Origin of the sequence: Olleya sp. Ti.3.14 (genome assembly GCF_038154885.1) — a bacterium.
GTDB lineage: Bacteria > Bacteroidota > Bacteroidia > Flavobacteriales > Flavobacteriaceae > Olleya.
Map to the genome: position 1 here is coordinate 213127 of NZ_JBAKAO010000003.1, position 17384 is coordinate 230510.

The following is a 17384-nucleotide window of genomic DNA, read 5'->3' on the forward strand; positions in this document are numbered from 1 at the left end:
TTAAATAGAATCCTAATGCGCCTCCAACCAATTCAAACCAGTATCCACTTCAACATCTAAAGGCACTTCCATTTTAAAAGCACCTTCCATTTCGGTTTTAATTAAGGTTTTCATTTCTTCAAGTTCAGGTTTGTAAACATCAAACACCAATTCATCATGTACTTGTAGTAGCATTTTGGTTTTATAATTACCAGCTTCTAGTTTGTTATAAATGTTAATCATGGCAATTTTAATAATGTCTGCAGCACTACCTTGGATTGGTGCATTAACCGCATTACGCTCTGCTGCACCACGTACCACAGCATTACGACTATTTATATCTTTTAAGTAACGTCTACGATCTAAAATAGTTTTTACATAACCATGATCACGTGCAAAATCTACTTGAGCACTCATGTATTTTTTAAGCTTAGGGTAGGTTTCGTAGTAGGTATCAATAAGTTCTTTGGCTTCACCACGCGATAAATCGGTTTGGTTACTCAATCCAAAAGCAGACACACCATAGATAATCCCAAAGTTTACGGTTTTAGCATTACTACGTTGCTCGCGTGTGACTTCGTTTAAAGGCACATTAAAGACTTTTGATGCAGTGGAAGCGTGAATGTCCTCTCCATTTTTAAAGGCTTCAATCATGGTTTCTTCCTCGCTTAACGCAGCAATAATACGTAGTTCTATTTGGCTATAATCCGCAGCTAAAAGTGTATAATCTTCATTACGTGGTACAAACGCTTTACGGACTTGACGTCCACGTTCTGTACGTATCGGAATATTCTGTAAGTTTGGATTATTACTACTTAATCGTCCTGTAGCAGCAACGGTTTGCATATAATCTGTATGTACACGACCTGTTGCAGGCTCGACCTGAAGTGGTAACGCATCCACATAGGTGCTTTTAAGTTTTGCTAAACCACGATAATCTAAAATATTGCGAATAATTTCGTGGTCCTTAGCTAGGTAAGACAGTATGTCTTCTCCTGTTGCATATTGACCTGTTTTTGTCTTTTTAGGTTTATCAACCAATTTTAGTTTTTCAAATAAAATAATACCTAATTGTTTTGGTGAAGCAATATTAAATTCTTCTCCAGCAACCTCATATATTTTACGTTCTAAGGTGTTGATATCGTTATTTAATTCGTCTGATAGGCTATTTAAAAAGTCAACATCCAAATTAATACCTTCTAACTCCATTGCAGCCAATACACGTAATAAAGGCACCTCAATATCGTCAAATAATTTTTGGGTGTTAGCTTCGCCTAATTCCTTTTCAAAATGTTCTTTTAATTGTAGCGTGATATCAGCATCTTCAACCGCATATTCCGTTTGTTTTTCCAACGGAACATCACGCATGGATAATTGGTTTTTTCCCTTTTTACCAATCAATTCTGTGATAGTAATTGGTGTATAGTTTAAATACGTTTCTGCCAAAACATCCATATTATGACGCATGTCAGGATTAATTAAATAATGCGCTAACATGGTGTCAAATAATGGACCTTTGACTTGTACATTGTATTTGGCTAGTACCTTAATATCGTATTTTAAATTTTGTCCAATTTTCTGAATGGTCTCACTTTCAAAAAATGGTCTAAGCGTTTCGATTAGTGCTTGTGCTTCGGTTTTGTTATCCGGAAAGGGAAGGTAAAAGCCTTTACCAATTTCCCATGAAAATGAAATCCCAACCAACTCTGCAGTTAATGGGTTTAAACCTGTGGTTTCGGTATCAAAACACACAGACGTCTGATTCATTAAGTTTTTGATAAATAATGTAGTCGCCATTCCTGAGGCTACACTTTGGTAAAAATGTGCAGTAGTTTCGGCAGTTTTTCGTGCTAAGCTATCTGTGTCAGATGTCGCTGTTGCGGAATTTGGGTCGCCTCCAAATAAATTAAATTGACCAGCTCCAGCACTTTCAGCCTCTTTAGGCGTCACTTTTGGTGCTGCTTTTTCCGAAGGGTTGTCGTTAGCAAGCGATGTGGCTTCTGCACCAGAAGTAAAGGTTTTTGTGAAATTATCTATTAGACGTCTAAATTCTAATTCCTGAAAAATGGCAGTAACTTTAGGAATATCTGGAGCGTCTAACTCAAAATCTTTAGCGTTAAATGTCACAGGAACGTCTAACATGATAGTTGCTAGTTTTTTAGAAAGTAAACCTAACTCTTGGTTGGCTTCAATCTTTTCTTTCATTTTACCTTTAAGCTCGTGTGTGTTGGCAAAAAGGTTTTCCATGCTACCGTATTGTGCTAAAAACTTTTTAGCGGTTTTTTCTCCAACACCAGGTAAACCAGGAATATTATCACTGGCATCTCCCATCATTCCTAAAAAGTCAATGACTTGTAAAGGGTCTGTTACTTCAAATTTTTTCTGTACTTCTGGGATTCCCCAAGTTTCATAACCACCTCCAAACACAGGTCTGTACATAAAAATGTTTTCACTAACTAATTGCGCAAAATCTTTATCAGGTGTTACCATAAAGGTTTGGTAGCCTTCTTTTTCGGCTTGTTTAGCTAAAGTCCCTATAACATCATCCGCTTCATAACCAGCTTTAACCATAATTGGAATATGCATGGCTTTTAAAATCTCCATGATGTAGGGTACAGCAGTTTTAATACCTTCAGGCGTTTCGTCACGATTGGCTTTATAGGCTTCAAACATTTCGACTCTGTCAGCACTTCCACCTTTATCAAAACATACTGCTAAATGGTCAGGACGCTCACGCTTAATAACATCTAATAACGAGTTCATAAAACCCATAATAGCAGAGGTGTCTTCTCCTTTAGAGTTTATTCGTGGGTTTTTTATAAAGGCGTAATAACCTCTAAAAATTAAAGCGTAGGCATCGACTAAAAAGACGCGTTTATTGTCTGACATAATAGTAATTTTGATAGAATACCAAAACTACAAAACTTAACGCAGGTTTGCTTTAAAATTTGATAACTTCTGTACTTAAAACAGTAAATTATTGATTAAGCTTTTAAGAATGCTTTAGATAAGATTCTTTCGTTTTTACCATGCTGATATTTCATGTACGCAAATCCAGGATGAATACAATACGAACCTGTTTGACCTGCTTTGTTGATTGCAATGTAGGCTACCTGAAAATCTTTGTGGTTTTTATTTTTATTGACTATACGGTTTATGGCTTCTTCACAAGCTTGTTGCGGATGCATTCCGTTGCGCATCAGCTCTACGATTAAAAAGCTTCCTACGGTTTTTAAAACTTCTTCACCTAAACCAGTTGCAGCAGCACCACCAACTTGATTGTCAACAAATAATCCAGAGCCTATGATTGGCGAGTCGCCAACGCGTCCTTTCATTTTATAAGATAATCCAGAGGTTGTACAGGCACCTGCAATGTCACCATCTTTATCCAAGCATAACATACCAATGGTATCATGATTTTCTATGTTGATAATAGGCTTATATTTTGATGTTTTTTTCCAGGCTTCCCATGCTTTTTTTGAGGCTTCTGTAAGTAGGTTTTCTTTTTTAAAGCCTTGTGTGTAGGCAAAATCTTCGGCGCCTTTTGCAGCTAGTATAACATGAGGTGTTTCTGTCATTACTTTTTTAGCTAGAAGTGCTACATTGGTAATGTTTTGGACACAAACAACAGCACCACAATCTCCAGAACTGTCCATAACGCAAGCGTCTAGCGTTACTTGGCCATCTCTGTCTGGTGCACCACCTTTACCAACGGTTGTATTGGTTAGGTTTTCTTCCTCAATAGCGACACCAGCAATAGCAGCATCTAAAGCTTTTACACCTTTTTCCAGCGTTTGACCTGCTTTTGCATTGGCATCTACAAATCCCCAAGTGCAAATGGATACAGGAAAACTTGTGTTGTCAATTATGGTTGTAGTGTTTTCTTTTTGTTGCGTAGCATCAGTTAACGTTTTTTCGGTTTTGGCACAAGCCAATACTGAACTTCCTGCTGCTAGACCAATACTGGTTAATGATGCGTTTTTTAAAAACTTTCTTCTATCCATATTATGTAATTAATACGTTACACCTTGTTTGTCCAAAATGGATTTAGTCCTAAAAGTATAAAATAATAAATAACCAAAGCATAGTACAGCTATAATGTAAGACGATTGTATACCAAAGACATCTGCTAATTTACCTTGTAAAGGCGGAATAATTGCTCCACCTAAAATCATCATTATTAAAAATGCAGATCCTTGAGACGTGTATTTGCCTAAACCTGCAATACTTAAAGTAAATATACAAGGCCACATAATTGAGCAGAACAATCCACCAGATAAAAAAGCAAATAATGCGACGTTACCAGAAGTTAATAGTCCGATTACCATAGCTAAAACACCTAATAAACTAAATGTTTTTAATGTTGTAACTGGATTGTCTTTAGCATAAAAGAAACCTCCAATTTGTACTGCAACGCATATGGCGAAAAATAAGATTTGATTAGACGAGTATTTTCCAAAATTGACCAATAATATTACTCCAAAAGCAACGTAAGGCACTATAATTAATAGCCATTTTTTTAGGCCTTTACTTGGGTTAAAAACTGTAATAGCTCCAACCCAACGACCAACCATTAATCCTCCCCAATACAGTGAAATATAAGGTGCGATTTGTGCATCGTTTAGGATTGGTAAGCCTAATTCGTTTAGGTTTGTTCCGTCTACAGCTTTTTTTAGTAGTTCACCTAAATTACTACCAACAGTAACCTCTACACCAACGTATGTAAAAATAGCAAGCATCCCTAAAACTAATTGAGGATACTTCATTGCTCCCCAACCTTCTGATTTTTTAGAAGAACTAGAATAAGCAAATACTAAACATCCAACAACAGCAGCTAATGCGATAATTAAAAAGACTAAGCGTTTATTTTCTAAAGCTTCTGAAGCAACTTCATTACTTGTATAAGTACTAAAAATGTAACCAAAACAACCAATGATTATTAAGGTTAACACGATTAACAAGTTTTTGGCTTTATTAGCTGGCTCAAAAGCAGTTTCAGATTTTAAAGCAGGTAATTTTTTTGAGAAATAAAATAATGCTGCTGCTAATAAAAATAAGACACCAACACCTAAATATAGCATTTGTACAGTGTTAAGTGTAATCTCGTTATTTTTAATCATAGCAGCCAACTCGTCACCAGATAAAGGTGTAGAACCAAAAATGATAAATGCAACTACAATAGGTCCAATGGTAGTACCAAAAGAGTTGATTCCGCCAGCAAGATTTAGTCTGTGTGAGCCAGTTTTAGGGTCTCCTAATGCAATAGCAAATGGGTTAGCAGTGGTTTGTTGTAATGAAAAACCAAGTCCAACAATAAAAAGTGCAATTAATACAAAATAAAAAATACTAGTTTGTCCTTGTTCTGCACCAGCTGTTGCAGGATACATAACAAAAGCGCCAATTGCAGAAAGGAGTAATCCATAAATAATTCCGTTTTTATAACCCCAAGCATTTAAGATGTCTTTTTTAATTGTGCTGGATATTATAAACAATAGTAAGGCGCCAATGTAATAAGCACCATAAAAAGCAAAATCGACTAATTGCGATTGAAATTGATCGATATCAAAATAGGTTTTACAAAAAGGGATAAACACACTGTTTGAAGCAGCTATAAATCCCCAAAAAAAGAAGACAGTAACTAAGGTTGTTAAAGCAGATTTGTTATTTTGGTTTTCCATTGGTTGGTTTTTAATTTGTCCTAAATATAGTTATTAATGTTATTTGATAGTGATTTCGTCCACAAAAAGCCAACTTCTGCCATCATGTTTGTAACCTAAATGCCATTCTGGAAGTTTGCCTAGTTTTTTTGCTATGATTTTTATGTAACGATATGGTTTTGGTACTTGTTTGAAAAATACCTTTTTGATTTCTGTGTCCTCAGATGGTTGTGTGCTATTAACAGATTTAGTGGCATCAATTGGTTTAAAATTAATACCATCTGTCGAGCCAAAACAACTAACTTGGGTTGGATAAAATATCCACGATCTTTGTTCTTGTAAAAAATTTAATGTTACAAGATTTACTTGTTTTGCGCTACCTAAATCAACGGTTGCTATTAAGTCTTTGTCTTGATAACCTTGCCAAGTTCCGGTTCTAAAATCTTGTGTTCCGTATATACCATCTATTAACGCGTTGTTTCCGCCACCATTATATTGATTTGCATATTCGGTTTCTAGCTTAATTGAAATATTTGGATCTATTTTATAAAATTGGGTTTGGATAGTGGCACTTTTAATTCCGTTTTTTTCTGAATAGACTTGTAACAATGTAGCTTTAGAGACAGTAAAGGGTTGTTGGTATGGTTTAAAACTTTGATTATCTAGGCTGTAGTAAGTTGCAACTTGTTTGTCTACATTATCTAAAACAACTTCAGTTTCGCCTTTAAAGGCTATATCACCTTTTGCAATAAATGGAGCAGGAGTGATGAGATGTTCTGTAATTTCGGTTTTTGGAACTTGGTTGTCTTTTGTAGCCCAAGTAGAGGGTTGGTTTGTCATTTTAAAATGAAGTGTACCACCATTGATAATATCTGAATGATTGATAAAAGACTGATTTAGCGGACTGCCATTTAATTCTGCGGAAGCGATATAAAAATTTTTAGAACTTAAATTATCTGTCGAAATTGTAAACTGTTTACCGTTTTCTAGATTAATGGTTGCTTTTTCAAAAAGCGGTGTACCAATAATATAATTGTTACTACCAGGCGTTACTGGGTAAAAACCTAGGCTACTAAAAATGTACCAAGCACTCATTTGACCACAATCTTCGTTACCAGAGATTCCGTCAGGATTATTTTTGTATAATTCTGTTAAAATTTGATAGACTTTTTCTTGAGTCTTGTGTGGTTTATTTACAAAATTATAAAGATAAGCCATGTGGTGACTAGGCTCGTTGCCATGTGCATATTGCCCAATTAAGCCTGTAATATCCACTTGATGTCGTCCAGAGGTTTGGTCTTTTGCAACAAATAGTTTGTCTAAATTAGCGTCTAGTTTGTCTTTTCCGCCTAGAAGTGTCGTAAAACCAGAGATGTCTTGTGGTACGTAAAAACTGTATTGCCAAGCATTAGCCTCAGTGTAATTAAAATTGACTTCGTAAGGATCAAAAGGTGCAAACCAAGTGTTTCTGTAACGTCCTCTCATAAACTGCGTTTCGGGATCAAAACTGTTTTTATAATATTGTGCTCTCTCCGAATACGTTTTATAATCGTCTAGCTTGCCTAAACTTTTTGCCATTTGAGCAATAGTCCAATCGTCATAAGCATATTCCAAGGTTTTAGAAACAGATTCGCTTTCTTCTTCCACAGGAATAAAACCGAATTGCTTATAGCTTTTTAGGCCTAATTTATCTCTTGTTGCACTATGCTTCATTGCCTCAAAAGCTTTGTCGATATCATAATTTTTTATGCCTTTTAAGTAGGCATCTGCAATTACTGGTACTGCATGGTAGCCAATCATACAGCCTGTGTAATTGGCACTTAAATCCCAAATTGGCATAATGCCACCTTCGTTATATTTAGCAATAAAGGTGTTTATAAAATCGTTGGTTTTGTCTTGATTTATGATGGTGTATAATGGGTGTGCTGCACGATAGGTGTCCCAAAGCGAGAAGACTGTATAATAGTCGAAAGCTTTGGTTGTGTGAATTTTTAGGTCCATACCACGATAACGACCATCGACATCTTGATACAAATTAGGTGCTAAAGCCACATGATACATTGAGGTGTAAAAGTTGGTTTTGTTATCAATATTTTTATCTTGGATTACAATTTTTTGTAATTGTTTTTCCCAAATATCTTGAGCTGTATTTTTTACCTCTTCAAATGTATGTTCTCCTATTTCTTCTTTAAGGTTTTTTCTTGCACCAGCTTCGTCGACAGCGCTAATGCCTATTTTAACGTAAACAGGTTCGTTGTTTGGATTAATAAATTTAAAAGCATTTTTGTATTCACCATTGTTAGGTGATGTTTTTTTGAATTCTTTTTCAAATGGATGAGAAAATTTAATATAATAATGAAGCATTTGTTTAGCAGCCCAAGCTTTTGAATATCTATAGCCAACTACTTCGGTTTCTGAAATGTGTCTGATAACTCCAGAAAGTAGTTCGTCACGATGTTCTAAATCTATAATTACAACTTGATTTTCAGCAGACGGAAATTGATATTTATGAATCCCACTTCGTTTAGAAACCGTTAATTCTACATCAATATTTGTACTATCTAAATGTACTTTGTAATAACCAGGTTGAGCGACTTCATTATCATGAGAAAAATGAGCACGATAACCAGGTTTTCCATCTGCTCCATTATTAAAATTAACCTTATTGGTTGGCATGATTAAAATATCTCCATAGTCCGAAACACCAGTTCCGCTTAAATGTGTATGCGAAAAGCCATAGATATAACTATCACTATAGTGGTATCCAGAACAACCATCCCAACCTTCTAGTCTAGTGTCAGGACTAAGTTGCATCATTCCAAAAGGCATAGTAGCTCCTGGATACGTATGACCATGACCTCCTGAACCAATTAAAGGATTGACATAGGCTATTAAAGGTTTTTCTGTGGTTGTTGGCTTTTTATTTTTGGTTTTGTCATTACAGCTAGAAATGAATAAACATAGGATCAAAAACGCGGTTAGTTTTAGTTTCATTAGAAAGAATAGCTTTTATAAGCATCTAATATAATTAAAAATGAAGCTTCAAAAAATTCTATGACCAGTACTTGTGTTTAATATATAAACAGATTTAGATTTAAAGGCTTCATTAGTTTTAATTAAATCAGAAAACAAAAAATATTAAATCAGCTTATAATCATAAAAAGGACTTAGCATAAAGAATTAAAAATCAAAACGTTTAACAAATTGCTAAGATAATTGAGTGTCATATTAGTTAAATTTGTAGTCTAAACTAAGTTATGACACGTCTAATTATTATTTCACTTTTATATATATTATTAACTGTTTATGGTTTTCAGGCTATTAAAACAGTATTTAAATCAAGTTGGGTACATTATTTGTTTTTTGCAATAGCACTTGTTGTTGCCTTAAATATGGTGTATCAATTTGCGTCACCATCCGAAGGTAGAGTGATATCAGGAGGTAGAGGTTATGCTATTGGTTTTTTGTTATCCTTTATGGCTTTTAATTTAGTGCTTGTTCCTATATTAATAGGAGAGGACATTATTAGATCATTTATAAGCCTATATGATAAATATTTTATTACTAAAGAATCCTTTTATCTACCCTCTAGACGTAAATTTATAAGCCAAATTGGATTAGGTCTGGCAGCAATACCATTTGCCTCGTTGCTTTATGGTATGTATCAAGGACGATACAATTATAAGGTTTTAAAATACACATTACATTTTGAAGATTTACCAGACGCGTTTGATGGCTATAAAATGACACATATTAGCGATATCCATTCTGGAAGTTTTGATAATAAAGAAAAAATTAATTACGCTGTTGATTTAGTAAACAAGCAACAAGGAGACGTTATATTGTTTACAGGAGATTTGGTTAATAATAAAGCATCCGAAATGTATGATTGGAAAGACACCTTTTCCAAACTGACAGCAAAAGATGGTGTGTTTTCTGTATTAGGGAATCATGATTATGGTGATTACGTAGATTGGGCAACAGAGCAAGATAAACATGATAATTTAAATGAATTAATAGCTATCCAGAAAGAGATTGGTTTTGATTTATTATTAAATGAGAGTCGTTACATTGAAAAAGATGGACAAAAATTAGCATTAGTAGGTGTAGAAAATTGGGGAATAGGTGGTTTTAAAAAAGCTGGAGACTTGGATAAAGCGTCATTTAATATTGACTCAAATGATTTTAAGGTATTGCTATCGCATGACCCTTCACATTGGGCAGAACAGGTAATAGACCATAGTAATCACTATCATTTAACGTTAAGTGGGCATACACATGGCATGCAGTTTGGAATAGAAATTCCGGGTTGGATTAAATGGAGTCCTGTTAAATGGCGTTATAAACATTGGGCAGGAATCTATAAAGAAAAAGGTCAATACATTAACGTTAACAGAGGTTTTGGTTATTTAGCTTACCCTGGACGTGTAGGAATTTGGCCAGAAATAACAGTCATAGAACTTAAAAAAGGGACGCAAATTGCTTAATTACAACTAAATGTTATATTTTAGTGACTAGTTTGAACTAAACTGAAAATCAAATGTCAAAATTTGGAGAATTAATAGATGTCGAAATTCCTGTATTGTTAGACTTTTTTACAGAATGGAATGAGCCATCAAAAGCCATGCATGCAGTTTTACGCGATGTAGCTGCAGCACTTGGTGATAAGGCAAAAGTAATAAAGATAGATGTTGACAAAAATCAAGAACTATCTGAAGCCTTACGTGTCAAAGGATTGCCAACTTTAATTATCTATAAAAATGGAGAAATGAAATGGCGTCAAAGTGGCGAACAAGATGCTAATACTTTAATAAGTATTGTACAGCAGTTTGTTTAAAGCGCTTTAAACTGATAGCCTTTATTGCTAAAATACTCTAAAACTTTAGGTAGTGCGTATTGCATGTTTTTTGAAGCTTTTATGCTATCATGAAATACGATAATACTTCCCGAAGCACTATTTTTTATAACATTTTGTAAGCATTGTTCTGGTGTAACTTTGACTTCCCAGTCATAAGATATAACGCTCCACATAACTATTTTATAACCTCTTTTAATTAATTGATTGGCTTGTTTGCGTTTGATTTTCCCAAAAGGAGGTCTAAACAGATGTTTGTTGTCTGGATCAATTAATTGTTGCGCTTTTTCAGCATTTTCTACATAACTATAAGTATCTGTATGCCATCCTTTAAGATGGTTAAAGGTATGATTGCCTATTGTGTGATCATCATTTAGAACAGATTTAAAAATATCTGGATACTTTATTATATTATCTCCAATGCAAAAAAATGTTGCTTTCGCATTGTATTTTTTTAGAAGATCTAAAGTCCATTGTGTGATTTTAGGTGTAGGACCATCATCAAAAGTTAAATAAATAGTCTTAGTCAAAGACGCCTTTTGCCAAATATACTTTGGAAAAAGGCGTTGTATTAATTTTGGTGTTTTTGCAGGAAAAACAGGCATCTATTCGCTTTTTAAAACAGTATCTAATTGCTGTAAAAAATCTTTGTCTGTTGGTGCAGGATTAGTTTCTGGCTCAGGCTCGCTATCATAATATTGTTTAAACAATTCTAGATAGTTAGTAAAAGTCATAGATTCTTTTTTGGCAAATTCTCTGTCATATTCAACTAAAACATCTACTAAAGCTTTGTAGCGCTCAATATCTGTAAGTATTTCAGTAAAGTTGTTATCTTGATTATCTCTAGTTAAGGAGCTGTAGTATTTTAAGTTTTCTTGATATTTGGTAGCAACCTCTGTAAATAGTTGTCTAGCTTTATCTTGATTGTCAACTTCATAGTAGGCGCTAATATAAGGCTCTAATAAGGTGTAATGACCATACTTATTAACAGGCATGTTCTTCATAGCTATGTCTGCTATTTCTTCAGCTTTATCCAATTGATTTTCATTAATTAAATTTTCAATTAATCTTGCTAAGTTTCCTCTGTAAGTAATTGAGTTTCTTCTAGTTTCTGGATCATGGTAAATTTGATCACTTCCACTATTTCCCCAATCCCAATTAACAACCTTATTATACATAAACTCTGTATCCAAGCGTCCCATATCAAAAGGATTTGCTCTAGCTACAGGTGTTTTTATAGGGACTAGTTTATAGACCATACCATCAAGTTGTAAGTAATCTTTCATCCAAATGTAGTCATCGTTTCCAAAAGCTCCACCTGTAAAGTATATAGGTCGTTCCCAATTGTTGCTAGCAACAATATCAAGCATTAATAGACGGTTTTTTGTTATGGCATTGTCAGTTATTGTTATGTCAACATAGTCTTCTATTAAGTCGCTATCTTTTGCTTTTACAATACCATTAGCCAAAACAGATTGTTTGTCTACTGGTACTCTGATATTTTCGACAGGAAAATAGTTAGCATTTAAAAATTGCTGAGGATATTGTGTGTAATCTTCTCCTTCTTGTTGTAAAGCATATTTAAGTTTTGTCTTTGGATCATCACTAGTTATAAAATTCATAAATGTAGCAATGTCTAAAGTGTCTTTAGATCGTAAACGTTTCATTAAATATTCTCTTGTTCCATGCTTATATTTATCGTGGGTTAAGCTAGAAGGAATAGGATCACTCTTATAAGCTTTACGCTTCATTTGATCAATATACCAATCTGTTTGGAATAAACTAGTGTTTACTACACGCACATCTGTACGATAGTTTTCAATCTCTTGTGCATACCATAAGGCAAATGTATCATTGTCACCAATGGAGAATAATATACTATTTTCTCCACAAGAATCTAAATATTTTTTAGCCATAGCTAAAGCTGTATACTTACCTGATCTATCATGGTCATCCCAGTTTTGAGACGCCATTATTACAGGTACTAATAGTAAGCACGCTAAAGTAATAGTTGGAGCTAATACTTTGTTTGATACGTATTTTTTTAATAAATCAAAAATAGCATAGACACCAAGTCCAATCCATATTGCAAATACATAAAACGATCCTACGACTGAGTAATCACGTTCTCTAGGCTCAAAAGGTCTAACGTTGGTGTATACTTGTATTGCTAATCCTGTAAATAAGAAAAATACCAAGGTAACCCAAAATAATTTTTTGTCTTTATTGAATAAGAAAAATAAGCCTATTAATCCTAAAATTAATGGGAAGAAAAAATACGTATTGCGACCTTTATTATCGGCAACATCACTTGGTAGATTGTCTTGAGATTGTCCTAAATGCCACTCATCAATAAATTTAACACCACTAATCCAATTACCATGTTGGTCGTAGCGACCTTGTAAGTCATCTTGTCTACCAGTAAAATTCCACATAAAATATCTCCAATACATGTAACCTAGTTGGTATTCAAATAGGTATGAGATATTACTAGCTAGTGATGGTTTTTCAATATTGATAAATTGTCCAAATTGTTTTAAAAAGTTATGATAATCTTCATAATCAATTGCACCTTTAGCAACATCACTTTTAAAGTCAATCATAGATTGTACTAATCGATCTTCCCCTTGGTATTCTGGTTTAAGACTAAATTCCAAAAAGCCAGTAAATAGCATGTAGTTTTCAGCATTTTCTCCACTCCACATTCTTGGTAAAATAGCAGCTTGTTTAGAGTTAAAGTTTTGTTTAGCACGTTTATAATCGTTAACAATAATGTATTTGCCTGCTGTTTCGTCTTTTTCGTATTTAGGTTTGTCATCTACATACGGTTCGTTTTCATCTAAACCAGTGTATTGGTCAGTAAATAATGGTCCGTAAAATAAATGTGTTTCTGGATACTGTTCTAGATTATAATAAGCCAAAAGTTCTCTAGCACTAGAAGGGTTGTTTTCATTAATAACAACATTTGCGTTTGCTCTAATAGGTAACATTAACCAAGTTGAAGAGCCTATTAATACAAATAGTAAGCATATAATACCTGTATTTATATGATATAATTTTTTAGCTCGCGTATATTTTAGTCCGTAGTAAAATGCTGCAATAAGTAATATTCCTGCTATTATTGAGCCGGAATTAAAAGGCAATCCTATTTGATTAACAAAAAATAATTCTAACGCACTAAAGTATCTTAATACATTTGGAAACATTAATTTAAATACAAATAACAATACAGCAACCGATACAATATTGGCTATTATAAAGTTTTTAATTGTTATTGTTTTATAGTTTTTGAAATAATAGATTAAGCCAATTGCAGGAATGGTTAATAATCCCATAAAGTGAATTCCGAAAGAAAGACCTACGACAAAGGCTATTAGTATTAGCCAGCGATTACCTCTAGGTTTATGCATGTCTTTTTCCCAGCGTAAACCTAAATAAAACATGACAGTCATTATTAAAGTAGCCATAGCATAAACTTCAGTTTCTACAGCGTTAAACCAAAATGAATCTGTGAAGGCAAATGCTAAACTTCCTACAAAAGCACTACCTAAAATGGCAAATTGTTGTCCTTTTTCAAGTTTTTCTGGTTGTCCAATTATTTTTTCTAATAATAAAATAATTGTCCAGAACATAAATAAAATAGCAAAAGCACTGGATACAGCGCTCATCATATTCATTAAATAACCAATTTGTGAAGGGTCTAAAGCAAACACTGAAAACACAGCTCCAAACATTTGAAATAGTGGTGCTCCTGGTGGATGTCCAACCTGTAATTTTGAAGAGGTTAAGATATATTCTCCAGCATCCCAATAACTTACGGTTGGTTCCACAGTAAGCGTGTAAGTGATAAGAGCAATTAAAAAAGCGAACCAACTAAGTATTAAGTTCCATTTTTTAAAGTTAAAAGTCATCATAAATTATAGGTTTATTATGTGTTGCGAATTTAGTAATTATTATCAAACAGACACGGTTTTTAAGTTAACGTTAAGTTTTAATTTAAATTTTTTTTAAAAAATGTTTGCGTGAATAAATAATTGTATTAAATTTGCATCCTCATTACGAGATTGGCCTATGGTGTAACTGGTAACACGTTGGTTTTTGGTACCAAAGAGTCTAGGTTCGAAACCTAGTGGGCCAACAAAAAAAAGCTTCCTTTTTTAGGAAGCTTTTTTATTTTAATACCTTTTGCTTATATCTTAAAAGTAATGACTGGTCGTTTAGCATGATTGACTAAATCTTCGCTAATGCTACCGTTTAAAAAGTGAGCAATGCCTTGTCGTCCGTGTGTGCTAATTCCTATTAAATCGGCATCTATTATTCTAGAAAAATGTAATATACCTTTTTCAATTGTTTCGTCGTTATATATGTTTATCGTGTAATTATCAAAAGTTGAATTGGCTATAAAATCTCTCATTCTAACTTTGGAGGCTGCTGTTGTTGTAAAGTTACTTGGTGTATTAACATTAAGTAAGTGGATTTTCGCCTCAAAAAGGTTAGCTAGTTTTACTGCTTGTACATAAGTTTCTTTGTTGTCATTTTTAAAATCTGAAGCAAACACAAAATCTTTTATATCAAAATTGTCATGTTCGTTTTTAATAACCAGAACAGGTGTGTTGGAGGTTCTAACAACTTTTTCTGTGGTAGATCCAATAAAAAGTTCTTTAAGTCCTTCTGCACCATGAGATCCCATGACAATTAAATCGACATCATGATTTTTACAGGTTTCAAGAATACCCTTAGAAATTTCGTTAAAATCTACTGCTTCATGAACCGTTATGCCTTTTAAATAGTCTTTATCAAGTATTTTTTCAAATTCTTTACGTGCTAATTTCATAAAAAAAACAGCCTCAGGTAAATCAGCAGGTGTGCCACCATTAGTGCTTAATTGGTTTAAAGGAAGCTCTAACATATGTAATAATATTAATTCGCAATTATGTTTTTTTGCTAATTGAGCAGCAACTTTAACTGCATTTTCTGCTTCAGTAGAGAAGTCAGTTGGGACTAGTAGTTTTTTCATAATGTTGATTTAGATGGTTAATAAAGAACTTATTATAAAGTTAGTAATAAAAAATGACTTTTAAAAAGTTATGAAAATCAATAAAATTATGTATCTTTGCAGCGTTGCAAGAGAAAAACTGAAATTGAGGGGACTAAAAGTCCCCTCTTTTTATACTTAAAAATGTTTATAAATACAGTCAAAAGTTTACTAGAGGAAGCCTTAACAGAGCGCAAAGATTTATTTTTAATAGATTTTAGTGTTAATGGAGAGAATGCTATTAATATTATTATTGATGGTGATCAAGGTGTTAAAGTTGAAGATTGCATGTTTGTTAGTCGCGCTATCGAACATAATATTGATAGAGAAGAACATGACTTTGCATTAGAGGTTATGTCGTCTGGTGCAGCTGCTCCTTTAACATTGCCAAGACAATATCCAAAACATGTTGGAAGAACTTTAGGTGTTAAAACAAGTACTGGAAATATTGAAGGTGTTTTAACCGAAGCTAATGAGGATGAAATTACTTTAGAATGGAAGGCTAGAGAGCCAAAACCAGTAGGTAAGGGTAAGGTTACAGTAAACAAAAAAGAAAATATTGCTTACAAAGATATTGTAGAAGCAAAAGTTATAATAAAATTTTAATTCAAATAGAGTTATGGAAAATATAGCGTTAATTGAATCTTTTTCAGAATTCAAAGACGATAAATTAATAGATCGTGTCACCTTAATGGCTATTTTGGAAGATGTATTTAGAAATGCATTGAAGAAAAAATTTGGAGATGACGATAATTTTGATATTATTATAAACCCAGATAAAGGAGATTTAGAGATTTGGAGAAATCGTGTTGTTGTTGCAGATGGTGAAGTTGAAGAACCTAATCAAGAAATCTCGTTAACAGCAGCAAGAAAAATCGAACCAGATTTTGAAGTTGGAGAGGATGTGTCTGAAGAGGTTAAATTAATAGATTTAGGTCGTCGTGCAATTTTAGCATTGCGTCAAAATTTAATTTCTAAAATTCATGAACACGATAATACTAACGTATTTAAGCAGTTCCAAGAATTAGTTGGAGATTTATATACAGCAGAAGTACATCATATTCGTCACAGAGCTGTAATTTTGTTAGATGATGAAGGAAACGAAATCATATTACCAAAAGATAAGCAAATCCCTTCTGACTTTTTTAGAAAAGGAGATAATGTAAAAGGTGTTATTGATAGTGTTGAGCTTAAAGGTAATAAGCCAACAATTATAATGTCTAGAACATCACCAAAGTTCTTAGAAAAACTTTTTGAATCAGAAATACCAGAAGTATTTGATGGTTTAATTACAATTAAAAATGTAGTTCGTATTCCTGGAGAAAAAGCTAAAGTAGCGGTTGACTCTTACGACGATAGAATTGATCCTGTTGGAGCTTGTGTCGGAATGAAAGGATCACGTATACATGGTATTGTTCGTGAATTAGGTAATGAAAACATTGATGTGATCAATTACACTAACAACTTACAATTGTATATTACCAGAGCTTTAAGTCCTGCAAGAGTAACTTCAATCAAGATTGATGAAGAAAACAAACGTGCAGAAGCAATCTTAAAGCCAGAAGAAGTAAGTAAAGCAATTGGTAGAGGTGGACATAACATTAGATTAGCTGGTCAATTAACAGGTTACGAAATTGACGTGTTAAGAGAAGGAGCTGAGGAAGATGTAGAGTTAAGAGAATTCTCTGATGAAATAGAGGATTGGATTATCAAAGAATTTAGTAAAGCAGGTCTAGATACAGCAAAAAGTATTTTGGAGCAAGATGTGGCAGATCTAGTCAAAAGAACTGACTTAGAAGAAGAAACAATTTTAGATGTTATTAGAATTCTTAAGGAAGAGTTCGAAGATTAACATATA

General features: G+C 33.5%; 11 protein-coding genes and 1 tRNA gene. 5 read left to right on the plus strand and 7 right to left on the minus strand.

All coding sequences use genetic code 11. The features are described from left to right. Positions 1-12 precede the first annotated feature (12 nt). The 4 genes from polA to V6251_RS07175 form a co-directional block, all read right to left on the minus strand. Entirely contained in the window at positions 13-2868 is a 2856-nt protein-coding gene (gene polA / locus V6251_RS07160; RefSeq protein WP_341587599.1) for a DNA polymerase I, read from the minus strand. 95 nt (positions 2869-2963) lie between these two features. Continuing rightward, the gene (locus tag V6251_RS07165) at positions 2964-3983 is read right to left on the minus strand and encodes an isoaspartyl peptidase/L-asparaginase family protein (protein WP_341587600.1); all 1020 of its coding nucleotides are present in this window, start codon (positions 3981-3983) and stop codon (positions 2964-2966) included. Positions 3984-3992: 9 nt separating this feature from the next. Continuing rightward, a complete protein-coding gene (locus V6251_RS07170; protein WP_341587601.1) occupies positions 3993-5657 on the minus strand; it encodes an MFS transporter in 1665 nt (554 codons plus the stop codon). A 39-nt stretch (positions 5658-5696) separates the two neighbouring features. Continuing rightward, positions 5697-8630 (minus strand): GH92 family glycosyl hydrolase, encoded by a 2934-nt coding sequence (locus V6251_RS07175; RefSeq protein WP_341587602.1) that lies wholly within the window; start codon positions 8628-8630, stop codon positions 5697-5699. Between the two features lie 263 nt (positions 8631-8893). Here V6251_RS07175 and V6251_RS07180 point away from each other — a divergent pair, with 263 nt between their 5' ends. Next, entirely contained in the window at positions 8894-10123 is a 1230-nt protein-coding gene (locus V6251_RS07180; RefSeq protein ID WP_341587603.1) for a metallophosphoesterase, read from the plus strand. 53 nt (positions 10124-10176) lie between these two features. Then, positions 10177-10473: a thioredoxin family protein gene (locus tag V6251_RS07185; protein ID WP_145003689.1), complete on the plus strand. Its 297-nt coding sequence runs from the start codon at positions 10177-10179 to the stop codon at positions 10471-10473. Here the strand turns inward: V6251_RS07185 and V6251_RS07190 are convergent. Together V6251_RS07190 and V6251_RS07195 are read right to left on the minus strand one after the other, a co-directional pair. Next, a complete protein-coding gene (locus tag V6251_RS07190) occupies positions 10470-11096 on the minus strand; it encodes a polysaccharide deacetylase family protein (protein ID WP_341587604.1) in 627 nt (208 codons plus the stop codon). The two genes, V6251_RS07185 and V6251_RS07190, sit on opposite strands and share 4 nt — an antisense overlap. Beyond that, complete coding sequence (locus V6251_RS07195) at positions 11097-14405, minus strand: glycosyltransferase family 117 protein (protein WP_341587605.1); 3309 nt, start codon at positions 14403-14405, stop codon at positions 11097-11099. A gap of 151 nt (positions 14406-14556) precedes the next feature. Here V6251_RS07195 and V6251_RS07200 point away from each other — a divergent pair. Then, positions 14557-14629, plus strand: a tRNA-Gln gene (locus V6251_RS07200). A gap of 51 nt (positions 14630-14680) precedes the next feature. Here the strand turns inward: V6251_RS07200 and V6251_RS07205 are convergent. Next, positions 14681-15508, minus strand: coding sequence for a universal stress protein (locus V6251_RS07205; protein WP_341587606.1), 828 nt, complete (start codon positions 15506-15508; stop codon positions 14681-14683). Between the two features lie 162 nt (positions 15509-15670). On the opposite strand from V6251_RS07205, the gene rimP reads away from it, so the two are divergent. Further along, positions 15671-16132 (plus strand): ribosome assembly cofactor RimP, encoded by a 462-nt coding sequence (gene rimP, locus V6251_RS07210; protein WP_145003677.1) that lies wholly within the window; start codon positions 15671-15673, stop codon positions 16130-16132. Between the two features lie 13 nt (positions 16133-16145). After that, positions 16146-17378 carry a transcription termination factor NusA gene (gene nusA / locus V6251_RS07215; RefSeq protein ID WP_145003674.1) on the plus strand — a complete coding sequence of 411 codons (1233 nt, stop codon included), beginning with the start codon at positions 16146-16148 and terminating at the stop codon, positions 17376-17378. Positions 17379-17384 lie beyond the last annotated feature (6 nt).

Coding starts and splice junctions, on each gene's coding strand:
- V6251_RS07170 (WP_341587601.1), bottom strand. CDS start 5,657: ATGGAAAACCAAAATAACAAATCTGCTTTAACAACCTTAGTTACTGTC.
- nusA (WP_145003674.1), top strand. CDS start 16,146: ATGGAAAATATAGCGTTAATTGAATCTTTTTCAGAATTCAAAGACGAT.
- V6251_RS07190 (WP_341587604.1), bottom strand. CDS start 11,096: ATGCCTGTTTTTCCTGCAAAAACACCAAAATTAATACAACGCCTTTTT.
- V6251_RS07205 (WP_341587606.1), bottom strand. CDS start 15,508: ATGAAAAAACTACTAGTCCCAACTGACTTCTCTACTGAAGCAGAAAAT.
- V6251_RS07180 (WP_341587603.1), top strand. CDS start 8,894: ATGACACGTCTAATTATTATTTCACTTTTATATATATTATTAACTGTT.
- rimP (WP_145003677.1), top strand. CDS start 15,671: ATGTTTATAAATACAGTCAAAAGTTTACTAGAGGAAGCCTTAACAGAG.
- V6251_RS07185 (WP_145003689.1), top strand. CDS start 10,177: ATGTCAAAATTTGGAGAATTAATAGATGTCGAAATTCCTGTATTGTTA.
- V6251_RS07175 (WP_341587602.1), bottom strand. CDS start 8,630: ATGAAACTAAAACTAACCGCGTTTTTGATCCTATGTTTATTCATTTCT.
- V6251_RS07165 (WP_341587600.1), bottom strand. CDS start 3,983: ATGGATAGAAGAAAGTTTTTAAAAAACGCATCATTAACCAGTATTGGT.
- V6251_RS07195 (WP_341587605.1), bottom strand. CDS start 14,405: ATGATGACTTTTAACTTTAAAAAATGGAACTTAATACTTAGTTGGTTC.
- polA (WP_341587599.1), bottom strand. CDS start 2,868: ATGTCAGACAATAAACGCGTCTTTTTAGTCGATGCCTACGCTTTAATT.